General features: G+C 52.5%; 10 protein-coding genes. 3 read left to right on the top strand and 7 right to left on the bottom strand.

What is annotated here, in order from left to right:
* Positions 1-227: 227 nt before the first annotated feature.
* Together adiA and melR are read right to left on the bottom strand one after the other, a co-directional pair.
* A complete protein-coding gene (gene adiA / locus C3432_RS17080) occupies positions 228-2,501 on the bottom strand; it encodes an arginine decarboxylase (protein ID WP_103777891.1) in 2,274 nt (757 codons plus the stop codon).
* 198 nt (positions 2,502-2,699) lie between these two features.
* Entirely contained in the window at positions 2,700-3,632 is a 933-nt protein-coding gene (gene melR / locus C3432_RS17075; RefSeq protein WP_103777890.1) for a transcriptional regulator MelR, read from the bottom strand.
* A 517-nt stretch (positions 3,633-4,149) separates the two neighbouring features.
* Between melR and melA the strand changes: the two genes are divergently transcribed.
* The 3 genes from melA (at position 4,150) to C3432_RS17055 (ending at position 7,278) form a co-directional block, all read left to right on the top strand.
* On the top strand, positions 4,150-5,505 hold the full coding sequence (gene melA, locus C3432_RS17065) for an alpha-galactosidase (protein WP_103777727.1): 1,356 nt from the start codon (positions 4,150-4,152) through the stop codon (positions 5,503-5,505).
* 85 nt (positions 5,506-5,590) lie between these two features.
* Positions 5,591-7,021: a melibiose:sodium transporter MelB gene (melB, locus tag C3432_RS17060; protein WP_103777726.1), complete on the top strand. Its 1,431-nt coding sequence runs from the start codon at positions 5,591-5,593 to the stop codon at positions 7,019-7,021.
* Between the two features lie 2 nt (positions 7,022-7,023).
* Positions 7,024-7,278 (top strand): SemiSWEET transporter, encoded by a 255-nt coding sequence (locus C3432_RS17055; RefSeq protein ID WP_103777725.1) that lies wholly within the window; start codon positions 7,024-7,026, stop codon positions 7,276-7,278.
* A gap of 26 nt (positions 7,279-7,304) precedes the next feature.
* Here C3432_RS17055 and C3432_RS17050 read toward each other — a convergent pair whose 3' ends face one another.
* The 5 genes from C3432_RS17050 to C3432_RS17030 all read right to left on the bottom strand — a co-directional run bounded on the left by C3432_RS17050 (position 7,305) and on the right by C3432_RS17030 (position 14,027).
* Positions 7,305-7,934, bottom strand: coding sequence for a DUF2238 domain-containing protein (locus tag C3432_RS17050; RefSeq protein WP_103777724.1), 630 nt, complete (start codon positions 7,932-7,934; stop codon positions 7,305-7,307).
* Positions 7,935-8,078: 144 nt separating this feature from the next.
* On the bottom strand, positions 8,079-9,725 hold the full coding sequence (gene fumA, locus C3432_RS17045) for a class I fumarate hydratase FumA (protein ID WP_103777723.1): 1,647 nt from the start codon (positions 9,723-9,725) through the stop codon (positions 8,079-8,081).
* A gap of 61 nt (positions 9,726-9,786) precedes the next feature.
* Complete coding sequence (gene dcuB, locus C3432_RS17040; RefSeq protein WP_103777722.1) at positions 9,787-11,127, bottom strand: anaerobic C4-dicarboxylate transporter DcuB; 1,341 nt, start codon at positions 11,125-11,127, stop codon at positions 9,787-9,789.
* A 552-nt stretch (positions 11,128-11,679) separates the two neighbouring features.
* On the bottom strand, positions 11,680-12,399 hold the full coding sequence (gene dcuR, locus C3432_RS17035) for a two-component system response regulator DcuR (RefSeq protein WP_103777721.1): 720 nt from the start codon (positions 12,397-12,399) through the stop codon (positions 11,680-11,682).
* The gene (locus C3432_RS17030; protein ID WP_103777720.1) at positions 12,396-14,027 is read right to left on the bottom strand and encodes a sensor histidine kinase; all 1,632 of its coding nucleotides are present in this window, start codon (positions 14,025-14,027) and stop codon (positions 12,396-12,398) included. Before C3432_RS17030 ends, dcuR begins: the two co-directional genes overlap by 4 nt.
* Positions 14,028-14,235: the final 208 nt, after the last annotated feature.

Below are 14,235 nucleotides of genomic sequence, written 5' to 3'. Positions count from 1 at the left end.
CGTCAACCTTTAAAAGCAGACTAAGGCTATCCCATTAGGCTATTTTATTTGCCATCCTGGTCCAGGACAGTGCTCACACAAAGCCCGACAGCGTTTTTAACGCCGCTTGCAGCGGCTCGCTGGGTGAGCGTGGCGAATCATCCTCACATACTGCGTGTACGCTCCGGTTGTTCCGCGCTGTCCGTGGTCAGACGGGCTGTAACAATATACGCCTGCCGGGATCGGCTCTAAGCAAATTGTTTTACACACATGACGTGGTAAACACCCTCGATAATTTCCGTTCCTTCGGTTTCATGTTCAAAGCCAGGAAAATGGTGGTCCCAGGATTGCAGCGAACGTAAATAGCTCACCTGCGGGCTGTTCTCATCGCCAAAGTTTTCGCCAGACAGCAGCATTGGGATCCCCGGCGGATAAGGAATGACGGAGTTTGCCGCAATGCGACCCGGCAGATTCTCAATCGCCACCATCTCGACATTGTTGTTCACAATCGCGTTATAGGCTTCACGCGGGGTGATTTCAGCAACAGGCAGACCAGAGTAAGCCGCATTGAGTCGTGCGCCTGGGTTATTTTCCCGCAGCCAGGCAAACATCCGATCGCCCAGGTCGTGAATGCCCATGCTGGCGTAAGTTTCAGGATGTTCTTCCACCCACTCTGGCATGACCTGTGACAGTGGGGTATTGGCGTCATAATGATGTTTGAAGGAGCACAGCGTGTTGATCAGCGTGCCCCATTTCCCACGGGTGACGCCCATGGAGAACAGGAACATGATCTGGAAGTCGGTGGTACGGGTTGGCACAATCCCATGACGCCCCAGCCATGCGGTCACCAGAGCGGCGGGTACGCCGGTTTCCTCCAGTTCGCCATCGTCGCCCATCCCCGGCGCCAGAATGCTGACCTTAATGGGATCGAGCATACTCCAGTTATCCGGCAGATCTTTAAAGCCGTGCCAGGATTCACCCGGACGCATAACCCAGCAGTTCTGGTCAGTTGCCAGCAGTTTCGCTGGCGCATCGGCAAAATCGTATGTTTTACCGGTTTGCGGATCGCTGACCACGTCTTTGTTCCACGGTTTGAAGAACCAGTCGCCATCGGCGGTAAATTCATTGTACAGACGCGCCATGGCCTGACGAAAATCAATGGCTTCGTCGATGACCTCCCGGGTCAGCGACAGGCCGCTGCTGCCGTCCATCATCGATACTGCGACGTCGTTTGACGCGCAAATGGCGTACAGTGGCGAAGTGGTGGCGTGCATCATATACGCCTGATTGAAGCGGGAGAAGTTCACCGCTCCCCGTCCTTCACGCACGTGAATGTAGGAGGCCTGAGAGAGCGCGTTGAGGAGTTTATGAGTGGAGTGGGTGGCGAAGACGGTCGGGCCATTGTGATCCCCCGGCTGACCGCGCATCGCGTAGTGATCGGCGTAAATCGGGTTGAACCGCGCATAGCCGTACCAGGCCTCATCAAAGTGCAGACGGTCGCTGGTTTGCGCCAGCAGCTCCTGCGCCTCTTTGGCGTTATAGCAGACGCCGTCATAAGTACAGTTAGTGACCACCGCATAGGAAGGTTTTTGCCCGGCTTTGCTTTTAGTCAGCGGGCTTTCGCTGATTTTTCTGCTCAGGGTTTCCGGCTGCATCTCCTGCGGATAGATAGGCCCGATAATGCCGTAGTGGTTGCGGCTTGGCACCATATACACCGGTTTTGCGCCAGTCAGGATCAGACCCTGCTCGATGGATTTGTGGCAGTTGCGGTCCAGCACTACCACGTCGTCGTCGGTCATGCAGGCCTGCATGATGGTACGGTTGGAGCCGGATGTTCCGACTACCACGGACCAGGAGCGGTCAGCGCCAAACACGCGGGCGGCGTTTTTCTCGCTCTCGCCAAACGCGCCGGTGTGGTCAAGCAGGGAACCCAGCGTGGTTCGTTCGATCCCCATATCGGTACGAAAGAGGTTCTCGCCGTAATAGTCATGGTATAGACGTCCCGCAGGGGTTTTGGTGAAGCCGACACCCCCCTGGTGGCCCGGCGCGGCCCATGAATACTCATGGACATCGCTGTATTTCATCAGCGCATTGAACAGCGGCGGTAGAAGCTGCTGGCGATAGCGGGTCATGGCGGCCACGGCCCGCCCGGCGATAAAGTCAGCCGTATCTTCCAGGATCCAGGCAAATTCATCGACAAGTTCCATCATATCGCGACCCAGCGACGCGGTGGCTTTTTCCCTGTCACCTAACAGGAATACCGGCACGTTTTGCTGGCGCTCATGAAGCTTACCGATCAATTGCCTGACGCTCTGGTGCTCGTCCGGCTGTTCCATTTGATAGCTGAACATCAGGCAGTCAATGGCTTCATTGGCGGACAAAATGGCAAAGCCATCATCGAATGATGTGGACTTGATGACGGTAACGTTTTGCTGACTTAAAGCGTTAGCCAGACGTTCGACTGCGCTACCGACCCAGGTGTCTTGATGCAAAAACTCACTTTCAACAATTAATACTTTCATCATCTTTTACCCGGTTGTGGAGAAATGTAACGCGGGCAAGTATTTACCTGATAAATGAGGGTGTAAAGCGGTTGAAAAACAGGCGAAATTAATAGTTATTGGTTTTAAAACAACGGGTTAAATGGATGCTTTTCATCTTTTAACCCGCCGTTTATCGACAGGTGAATTATTTTTATGGCTGAAAGTGATATGGCAGCTTCAGTTGCTTATCGTTTGTCGCCGTTGTTGGCTCAGTTTGCGGTATTGCTGTGGCGACATTCCGACAAATTTACTGAACGTGCTGTAAAAGCGGCTGCTGGAGCGGAATCCGGCGGTGAGGGCGACGTCGAGGATCGTTTTGTCGGTATCGCTGAGTAAGGCGCGTACATGATTGATCCGCATCGCGGTGATGTACTGCTTCAGGGTTAGCTGCATTACGCGCTGAAAGATCCCCATCGCGTAGTTGGCATTGAGCTTCACATGTTCTGCAACGTCATTAATGGTCAGCGGCTGATCGTAGTTATCAGCGATAAACCCTAACATCTGGCTGACGTAGAACTGCGCATGGCGCGAGACGCTGTTCTTGTGCGTGCGTGAGGTTTTGTTAAGCAAAATCGGTTGCCAGCCGGAAAGGCTAAAGCGCTTAAGCATCAGGCCGATTTCATCGATCGCCAGCTGGCGAATTTGCTCATTTGGGCTGTTCGCCTCCTGCTGCCAGCGCAGCACTTCAAATGTGCTGAGCTGTTGGGTTGCCAACGACTTCACCACCATCCCATGGGTGACATGGTTGATAAGCTCACGATCCAGCGGCCAGGAGAGAAACAGGTGCATGGGTAAACTGAAGATCGCCATCTGCCTGCAGTTGCCGGGGCGGGTGAGCTGGTGCGGCGTACAGGCCCAGAACAGGGTGATATGTCCCTGCTTTATCTGTACGACTTCGTTGTTGATCAGATACTCCACGTCGCCGTCGAACGGCACGTTGACTTCCACCTGGCCATGCCAGTGGCTGGCGGCCATGGCATGCGGCTGGCGTAACTCAATGTCCATCCGCTGGTATTCCGAGTAGAGCGACAGCGGGCTACGGGTTTGCTTTTCGTCGCCATTACACATATGTGGGTCGGGCGGGAGAAAGACTATCGGCTGCGTACTCATCATCACTCCATTTCCTGAATTATCAGAATCATGCCTTATCCGCAGTAAAGAAACCGGGAATGGGAACACAAAAAATGTCGTTATTGTTAATAGTAGACTGATTAACCGGCCGGTTGCTCTGCTTTTTGGTCTTAGATTCAGAGCCTGATCTCTCAGGCTATTTTGTTTGCCAATGCCGCTTTCCTCATCCCATGGATGCGTAAAATTGCCCCCTGACCCCAGGGTTAGGGGGTTTTGCATTAGCTCCTGCCTTTGTTTTTCACATAATCCAGGACGCGCGTTCCGGCATCCTGACGCGCTACGTCTGTCCTGCCATTACCATCGCCTCGACAAACGCCTGACGTTCCTGCCTGAAACGGTCGGCGATCTGCGTATTACGTGATTTTGTCCCAAAAACTCAGATCGCCCAACGGTCAGCAGAGAATCTGAGTTTATGGGAATGCTCATCCGGGAAGACGGATGTTTTCACCCGGATCGCGTGCCACCATGAACATGTTCACTACTGTTCTGGAGAGTCATGATGACAGCACCCAAAATTACCTTTATCGGCGCCGGTTCGACGATTTTCGTGAAAAATATCCTCGGCGACGTCTTTCACCGTGAGGCGCTGAAGTCGGCGCATATTGCCCTGATGGATATCGACGAAACGCGCCTTGAAGAGTCGCATATTGTCGTTCGTAAGCTGATGGATTCCGCAGGCGCGTCCGGCCAGATTACCTGCCATACCGACAGAAAAGTGGCGTTACAGAATGCGGATTTTGTGGTGGTGGCCTTCCAGATTGGCGGCTATGAACCTTGCACCGTCACCGATTTTGAGGTCTGTAAACGGCACGGGCTGGAGCAGACCATCGCCGATACGCTGGGGCCCGGCGGTATCATGCGTGCGCTGCGCACCATCCCGCACCTGTGGCAGATTTGCGAAGATATGACGGAGGTTTGCCCGGACGCCACGATGCTCAACTATGTCAACCCGATGGCAATGAATACCTGGGCGATGTATGCCCGCTATCCGCACATCAAACAGGTTGGCCTGTGCCACTCCGTGCAGGGAACGGCGGAGGAGCTGGCGCGGGATCTGAATATTGATCCTGCTTCGCTGCGTTACCGTTGCGCCGGGATCAACCATATGGCGTTCTATCTGGAGCTGGAGCGCAAAACCGCCGACGGCAGCTACGTCAATTTTTACCCGGAACTGCTGGCTGCCTATGAGGCCGGGCAGGCACCGAAACCAAACATTCACGGTAACGAGCGCTGTCAGAATATTGTGCGCTACGAGATGTTCAAAAAACTGGGTTATTTCGTGACGGAATCGTCAGAGCACTTTGCTGAGTATACGCCGTGGTTTATCAAGCCCGGACGCGAAGACCTGATCGAGCGCTATAAAGTGCCGCTGGACGAATATCCGAAGCGCTGTGTTGAACAGCTGGCAAACTGGCATAAAGAGCTGGAAGAGTACAAAACCGCTGAGCGAATCGAGATTAAGCCCTCGCGTGAATATGCCAGCACTATTATGAACGCTATCTGGACCGGTGAGCCAAGCGTGATTTACGGCAACGTGCGTAATGATGGCCTGATCGACAACCTGCCGCAAGGAAGCTGTGTGGAAGTGGCCTGCCTGGTGGATGCCAATGGCATTCAGCCGACGAAAGTGGGGGCTATTCCCTCTCATCTGGCGGCGATGATGCAGACCAATATCAACGTACAGACGCTGCTGACCGAAGCCATTCTGACGGAAAACCGCGATCGCGTTTACCACGCGGCAATGATGGATCCACACACCGCTGCGGTGCTGGGCATTGAGGAGATTTATGCGCTGGTGGATGACCTGATCGCCGCACACGGCGACTGGTTACCGGCCTGGCTACACCGTTAATTGCCAACCACGCCGGGCGGCAGACCCGGCGTTTAACCTCTCTAATAACAGAAGGCGGGCGCTGGTAACAGCGACCCGATACCCTATGAGCATCTCTCTGACAACAAAACTAAGTTACGGGTTCGGTGCGTTTGGTAAGGATTTCGCCATCGGCATTGTGTACATGTACCTGATGTATTACTACACCGATGTGGTGGGGTTATCGGTGGGCATGGTGGGGACACTTTTTCTGGTGGCGCGAATTTGGGATGCGGTAAACGATCCCATTATGGGCTGGATTGTTAACGCCACGCGTTCGCGCTGGGGGAAGTTTAAACCCTGGATATTAATTGGCTCGCTGGCGAACTCGCTGGTGCTGTTTCTGCTCTTTAGCGCGCATCTTTTTGAAGGTACCGCGCAGGTGGTGTTTGTCTGCGTGACCTACATTCTGTGGGGAATGACCTATACCATCATGGATATTCCGTTCTGGTCGCTGGTGCCGACCATTACCCTTGATAAGCGCGAACGTGAGCAACTGGTTCCTTTTCCCCGCTTCTTCGCCAGTCTGGCCGGATTTGTCACCGCCGGGGTGACGCTGCCTTTTGTGAACTACGTGGGGGGCGCGGATCGCGGGTTCGGTTTCCAGATGTTCACGCTGGTGCTGATCGCGTTCTTTGTTGTCTCAACGATCGTGACATTGCGAAATGTGCATGAAGTGTACTCTTCCGACAGCGAGGCCACCGCAGACAGCACCCGACTGACGCTAAAATCGATCCTCGCGCTAATCTACAAAAACGATCAGCTTTCTTGCCTGCTGGGGATGGCGCTGGCTTACAACGTGGCGGCGAATATTATTACCGGCTTCGCAATTTACTACTTCACTTATGTGATTGGTGATGCTGACCTTTTCCCCTACTACCTGTCATATGCAGGTGCGGCGAATTTGCTGACGCTGGTCTTCTTTCCTCGTCTGGTAAAGGCGCTCTCGCGTCGGATATTGTGGACCGGCGCCTCCGTTATGCCGGTTCTGAGCGGCGGCGTGTTGCTCATCATGGCGCTGGCAGGCTATCACAATGTATTCCTGATCTGCCTGGCCGGGATTTTTCTGAACATCGGTACGGCGCTGTTCTGGGTACTACAGGTGATTATGGTGGCTGACACCGTCGATTACGGCGAGTACAAGCTTAACGTTCGCTGCGAGAGTATTGCCTACGCCGTGCAGACGATGGTGGTAAAAGGCGGCTCGGCGTTTTCCGCCTTCTTTATTGCGGTGGTGCTGGGGATTATTGGTTATGTTCCCAATGCGGCGCAATCCGCAGAAACCATCCTCGGTATGCAGTTCATTATGATAGTGCTGCCCACGGTATTCTTCATTGTTACTCTGGTGCTCTACTTCCGCTATTACCGCCTGAATGGCGATATGCTGCGTAAGATTCAGATCCACCTGCTGGATAAATACCGAAGCGTACCGTCCCCCGTCGAACAGCCGGATACCCGGACGATTCCTGCGGTGGCGACCGGCGATTTAAAGGCGTAATCATGGAATGGGTTTCGCTGATTGGCTATCTGGCGGCAACGCTGACCACGCTCTCTTTTTTGCCGCAGGCGATTAAGGTGATCACCACCCGCAACACGCAGGGTATTTCTGGCCTGATGTACGTGATGTTTGTCTGCGGGCTGGTGATGTGGCTTATTTACGGTTTGTTGATTGAGGATGCGGCAGTCAGCATGGCGAACTTCCTGACGCTGGTGTTCGCCTTGCCGATTCTGGTTATCAAGTACCGCAGAGGGTAGTGCAGATTGCCGGATGGCGTTGATGCTTATCCGGCAATCAACTGATAGCGTTTCAGCTGTCGGCAGTGCCAACCCGCCAGCAAAATCACCGTCGTTAACGCCCCGAGCAGGGCGCAAAACATATCCGACTGGGTATCCCATGGATCGCCCTGGGTGCCGAGAAAATCGTCCGCCCCCTGGCCCATCGCCAGCGCCGCCCACCACTCGATCAGCTCATAGGTCGCGCTAATCGCCAGCGCCACGCAGCAGACCAGGAACGCCAGCATTTTACGCCCGCGGACAATTTGCCCACGCACGAGGATCTCACGCGCGGTTAACGCCGGAACCAGCCCCTGAAAGAAGTGTCCCAGCTTGTCGTACGGATTGCGGCTCAGATCCAGCCACTCCTGAACCTCGAAACCGATGGGGACTTTGGCATAGGTGTACATTCCGCCAACCATCAGGATGATGGCGTGGAAGAAAATAAGCGTATAAAGCAGGGGCGTCAGCGGGTAACGCTTTGCGGTGGACAGCAACAGCGGCACCACAATGATGACCGGTGTGACTTCCATCAGCCAGGTGATTTTCTCACCCGCAAAAATGCCGGTGTAAATCAGGATAAGGGTCAGCAGCAGCGCGCCAACGTTCAGTTGCAGGGGACTCAGTGTGCGGATCATCGTGATTTCGCAAGTAAGGGAAAAGGTTACTATTTACCGCAGCGGATAAAATTTCAATGCCTGTTATTGGGGAGAAAGTGGCCCGGGGGGATCGCAGGACTGACCCCAACATTCTGGTGTCAGTCCTGCGCCGGGCCGGATAGGTTATTTCGCGCAGTTAGCGCACTGCTTGCTTACAATCTGCTGGAAGAAATCGTTGCCTTTGTCATCGACCAGGATAAACGCCGGGAAGTCTTCCACTTCGATTTTCCAGATAGCTTCCATACCCAGTTCAGGATATTCAACGCACTCCAGATGCTTAATACTCTCTTGCGCCAGAACCGCAGCCGGACCGCCGATGCTGCCCAGGTAAAAGCCCCCGTGTTTATGGCAGGCGTCGGTCACCTGCTGGCTACGGTTACCTTTTGCCAGCATGATCATGCTGCCGCCGTGGGACTGCAACAGATCAACGTAGGAGTCCATACGGCCTGCGGTCGTTGGGCCTAACGAGCCGGAGGCATAGCCTGCCGGCGTTTTTGCCGGACCCGCGTAGTAGATTGGATGATCTTTCACGTACTGTGGCAGGCCTTCCCCGGACTCGATACGCTCTTTCAGCTTCGCGTGAGCGATATCGCGCCCAACGATGATGGTGCCGCTCAGCGACAGGCGGGTAGAGACAGGATACTGTGAAAGCTGGGCGAGGATCTCTTTCATTGGACGGTTAAGGTCAACCTTAACCACTTCGCCTTCACCTGCCTGACGCAGGGATTCCGGGATGTACTGTGCCGGGTTATGCTCCAGTTTTTCGATCCAGATCCCTTCACGGTTGATTTTGGCTTTGATGTTACGGTCAGCGGAGCAGGAGACGCCCATTCCTACCGGGCAGGAAGCGCCGTGACGCGGCAGACGGATCACGCGAACGTCATGGGCAAAATATTTGCCGCCGAACTGTGCGCCGAGGCCGAGCTTCTGCGCTTCTTCCAGCAGTTCCTGTTCCAGCTGCACATCGCGAAACGCCTGGCCGTGTTCGTTGCCTTCAGTGGGCAGACCGTCGTAGTAGTGCGTGCTGGCGAGCTTCACGGTTTTCAGCGTGCTCTCTGCGGAAGTACCACCAATCACAAACGCGATATGGTACGGCGGACAGGCTGCGGTACCCAGGGTGCGCATCTTCTCAACGAGGAAGTTTTTCAACTTACCGGGGGTGAGCAGCGCTTTGGTTTCCTGATACAGGTAGGTTTTGTTGGCTGAGCCGCCACCTTTTACCACGCAGAGGAATTTGTACTCGTCACCGTCAACGGTATAGAGATCGATTTGCGCTGGCAGGTTAGTACCGGTATTGACCTCTTTGTACATATCCAGTGCGGCGTTCTGGGAGTAACGCAGGTTGTCTTCAATGTAGGTATTGTAGACACCTTTGGAGAGTGCGGCTTCATCGCCGCCGCCGGTCCAGACGCGCTGACCTTTTTTACCCACAATAATCGCCGTGCCGGTATCCTGGCAGGTTGGCAGCACGCCTTTGGCCGCGATTTCGGAGTTGCGCAGGAATTGCAGCGCCACGTATTTATCGTTTTCGCTGGCTTCAGGGTCATGGAGAATGGAGGCGACTTGTTGCTGATGTTCGGTGCGGAGCATGAAGGAGGCGTCGTGAAAGGTTTGCTGCGCCAGTAATGTCAGGGCTTCTGGCTCGACCTTAAGAATGGATTCTCCTTCAAAGTCACCCACGCTGACGTAATCGGAGGTCAGCAGGTAATACTCTGCTTTGTCTTCCCCCATCGGGAAAGGCGCCTGATAGATGAATGGTTTATTCGACATATGCTTCCAGCCTTATTTTAATATCGCGTGCCGCCGTTGACGGGCGACACGCGAGGTGCAATTACAGGAATCCGTACATTGCGGCGAAGATCCAACCAAATACGCAGGACACGCTCACGCCAATTAAGCCTGGCAGAATGAAGCTGTGGTTAATGACGAAGCGGCCAATGCGGGTGGTGCCGGAACGGTCAAACTGGATGGCAGCCAGATCGCTCGGGTAGGTCGGCAGAATGTAGTAACCGTAGCACGCCGGTGCTGAGGCTACGATGTAAGCCGGATCCACGCCGATAGCCAGTGCGACCGGAACAATCGCCGCCAGCGCCGCTGCCTGGGAGTTTACAAACTTGGAAACCAGCAGCAGCACAATCGCATAGGCCCAGGGATACTCTTTCACCATATTGCCCAGCACACCTTCGATTTCCGCCATGTGCGCGCCGAACATCGTTTCCGCCATCCAGGCAATACCGTACACCGCCACAATCGCGATCATACCGGAACGGAAGACTTCGTTTTTAGAGATTGAAGCGGGATTGGTCTTCGTCAGGATAATAATCAGCGCACCGGTCAGCAGCATGAACATCTGGATAACCAGTACCATTGACAGCGCTTTGCCGCCAAAGGAAGGACGCAGCTCAGAGAAGGCGCCCAGCAAGGCGACGACAGCAATGGCAGCGAGGAAAATCCACATTGCCAGCCAGTTGCTCTTCGGCAGTTTTTTATCCAGCAGCGTAGCCGTATCGCCATACACATAGTGATGGTTTTCCGGGACGGAGATGAACTTCTGGAACTCTTCGTCTTTATCCAGATCTTTACCGCGGAACCAGCTGAAAATACCGATCGCCAGGATACCTAACAGTGTCGACGGGATGGTGATAGAGAGCAGGTCGAGGAATTCCAGATGTTTGCCTTCAAAGGTGATGTTCCCCAGCATGGCGACCAGCGATACCACGGCAACGGAAACCGGGCTGGCGATGATCCCCATCTGTGCGCCGATAGAACTCGCCGCCATCGGACGTTCCGGGCGAATGTTGTTCTTAATCGCCACGTCATAGATGATAGGCAGAATGGTGTAGACCACATGACCGGTACCGCACAGAATTGTCAGGGTACAGGTGACGAACGGTGCCACAATAGAGACATATTTGGGGTTGCGGCGCAGCAGTTTCTCTGCAATCTGCAACATAACGTCAAGGCCGCCAGAGGCTTGTAGCGTGGCGGAGGCGGCGACCACGGCGATGATCACCAGCATGACGTCAACGGGAGGTTTACCCGGCTGGAGGTTGAAAACGAAGACCAGAATGACCAGGCCGATACCGCCTAACAAACCCAGCGCGATACCGCCCTTTTTGGCCCCATAGAACAGACATATTAATATTATGAGAAGTTGTATACTAAATAGCATTTATTTACCCTCGCGATAAATCCGTTTAAATTTTGATAAATTGATCACAGTCATGTTCTGTTTTTTGTGAAGTGGCTCAGAGCCTGACTAAATACTCGCTTTACCTGTGTTTGTGATTAATATCTAAACATCGGTTCAGAGTTTTCAGGGAGTAAAACTCCCCGGCGATGGGCAGGTTTTAAGATGGAACAGAGGTTGGTTATCTTTTATCATCTTATGTTGCTGAAATATAACAACATAGCGTCTGCTCACAAAAGGGTGTCATCTTTGTTTTTATTAAGTGTCTGCTGTATTTCAGACTACTCCTTTATGAGTAAAAATACACATTATGCGAGCTACATAATACTTTATTAACTTTTGTTACCGTTTTTGAAATTAAAAACAATGTGACGTAAAGCGATAATAAAGAAAGAAACTAAATCATATTTTTGATTATATTTGATCTGGCACAAATTCTCTATTTTGCAGATGTAATCCTTATTCTTTTTATTTTTCATTATTGTGATAATTGTTATCAACATATAACGAAATAATTTGTGCGAATTTTATTTTCTACTGACAATATTGCTTAAGTAAAGAATAATGTTCTGCCTGAATACGGTAGCGATAAACCGGACGGCCGGTGACGCCATAATGGATGCTGGTGAAGAGAATGTGACAATTGACCAGCCAGATAAGATATTTGCGGCAGGAGACGCGGGAGATATTTACGGCATTAGCCAGTTCGTCGGTGGAGAATTCATAGTCCTGATGAGCGTCTATCCATTGGCACAGGGTACGCAGCGTTTGCGGTGTTAACCCTTTCGGCAGACGGCGAGTATCCTGCTCATTCGACGCGTTGCCATGAATTAACTGATCGAGTTCAGACTGTTCATAATACTGGTGTTTATCCATCTCCGTTTTCTTTTGCAGCCATCCATTGAGCGCCTCTTCAAAGCGTGAGGCCTGAAAAGGTTTGATCAGATAATCGACCACGCCATAGTGGAGTGAATCTTTAATGGTTGGTGCATCGGCGGCAGAAGAGATCACAATGACATCGCTTTTGCATCCTGCGGCGTGCAGCAGCGGCAGCAGATCCAGCCCGTTCTCTTTTTGCATATAAATATCAAGCAAAATCAGATCGATATGGATTTCACTGTCAAAAATAATCTCTTTGGCTTTTTCCAGCGTAGAGGCAGTGCCGCAGCATTGAAAACCAGGGATCTGGGCAACGTAGCGGCGGTTAAGCTCTGCGACCATTGCGTCGTCATCGATAATTAAGACATTGATCATATTCTGGCCCTCTCCCCATCCCAGGGTAACTGTACGAAAAATTGTGTGAAAATCCCAGGTTCGGATTCCACGAAAATAGTGCCGCCAAGACTTTCAACCTGTTGTTTTACAAGGGCTAAACCCACGCCTCGTTCGGTTCCCTTTGACGAGACGCCTTTCTCAAAGATGTGCTCAATCTGCTCTGCCTCGATTCCCGGACCATCATCATTTACTTCACAATGGAGCCAGCCGTGGCGGTAATGTAAGGATACACTGATCTCGCCGCCCGGTTGTGGCCCCAGCGCATCCAGCGCGTTTTCAATCAAATTTCCCAGTACCGTAATCAATGCCGTGACTTGTTCTTCATTCGTGCTGTCCGGCAACTGGCTTTCATTGCTGATGATTAAACGGTGCCCGGAATCAGAGGTGCGATTAATCTTACTGAGTAAAAAACCGGCGATCACCGGTGACTTTATTTTGCCCAACAGAGAACCAATCTCTTCCTGATAGTTATTTGCTGTCTTAATAATATAGTCTTCAAGTTGCTTATAACTCTTCAGATGCAACAATCCCAGAATCACATGTAATTTATTCATAAATTCGTGTGATCGTTCACGGAGTGAATCGGCATAGTTCACCATACCGTCTAATCGTTGCATGAGTTGGCGGACTTCAGTTTTATCTCTGAAAGTCGAAATTGCGCCAATGATTTCACCGTTACTGCGCACCGGAACGGTATTGATTAAGAGTAACCGGTTCTTAACGGTGATCTCTTCATCATTGTGCGGCGTGCCATCGCGGAGCACTTTGCTCAGGTCCACCACCTGCGACCAGGCGTGGCTGAGCGATGCAAGGTGAGGATCATCCTGGGATTTATGATAATCGAGCAGCTCCTGCGCCGCCTGGTTAATCAGCGTCACTTCACCGCTATCGTCAACCGCAATTACCCCTTCCTTGATGGATTGCAGCATGGCCTGCCGTTGCTTAAACAGGGTGGAGATTTCATAAGGTTCCAGGCCAAACAGAATACGCTTGAGCACCTTTACCAGCACCCAGGTGCCCAGCAGACCAACCAGTACGCCAAACAGCACCGACCAGATGATGCTCCAGCGGCTATTGTTAATCTGTTCCGTGACTCTGCTCAGTTCCAGGCCTATCGCCACCACGCCAATCTGTTTGTGGTTTTCATCGTAGACTGGAGTGAAGACTCGCAGCGCTTTGGCAAGAAAACCGCGGTTGATGTCGACGTTTTCATGCCCTTGCAGCGCCAGCAAAATATCGTCGCCTTTGAAGGGCTGACCAATGCGTTGGGCTTCCGGGTGGGAATAGCGCAGGCTCTGCATATCGGTAATAACGATAAACAGCATATCGTTGCGCTTACGCACGGCTTCGGCGATGGCCTGAAGGTCGCTCTCTTTGGGGCTTTTACGCAGACCTTCGCGTATTTCCGGGGAATCAGCCAGGGTACGCGCTACCGCGAGAGCTTTATCCGCCAGCGCATTGCGCGTCATATGACTGATCTGTGAAAAGTAAATCAGATGGACCACCAGCAGCACCGAGAACAGTACGGCGCTGACCATCAGAATCACCGTCGTACCGAGTTTCATCGGCCGTTTACGTAACATGCGGCAGGGCAGGGAATGTCTCATAGTGGTCCTGAAGTCATTCATCGTGCAGTTATTATCCCTGATGAGGTGAGTAATTCAACGGTACCAGGTCAATAGACGGGGTGTTCATTCATCCTTCTTTGTCATCCCGAAGCCGTTTAAATTACACGTTGGTCAAAAAAGCGTGGAGAAGTGATATTGGCGATGAACCCGCGGTACTGATACAGAGGCACGATGCAGGGATGTAACG

Source organism: Citrobacter amalonaticus (assembly GCF_002918555.1).
Taxonomy (GTDB): domain Bacteria; phylum Pseudomonadota; class Gammaproteobacteria; order Enterobacterales; family Enterobacteriaceae; genus Citrobacter_C; species Citrobacter_C amalonaticus_A.
This window is presented reverse-complemented; position numbering and strand designations above follow the sequence as displayed.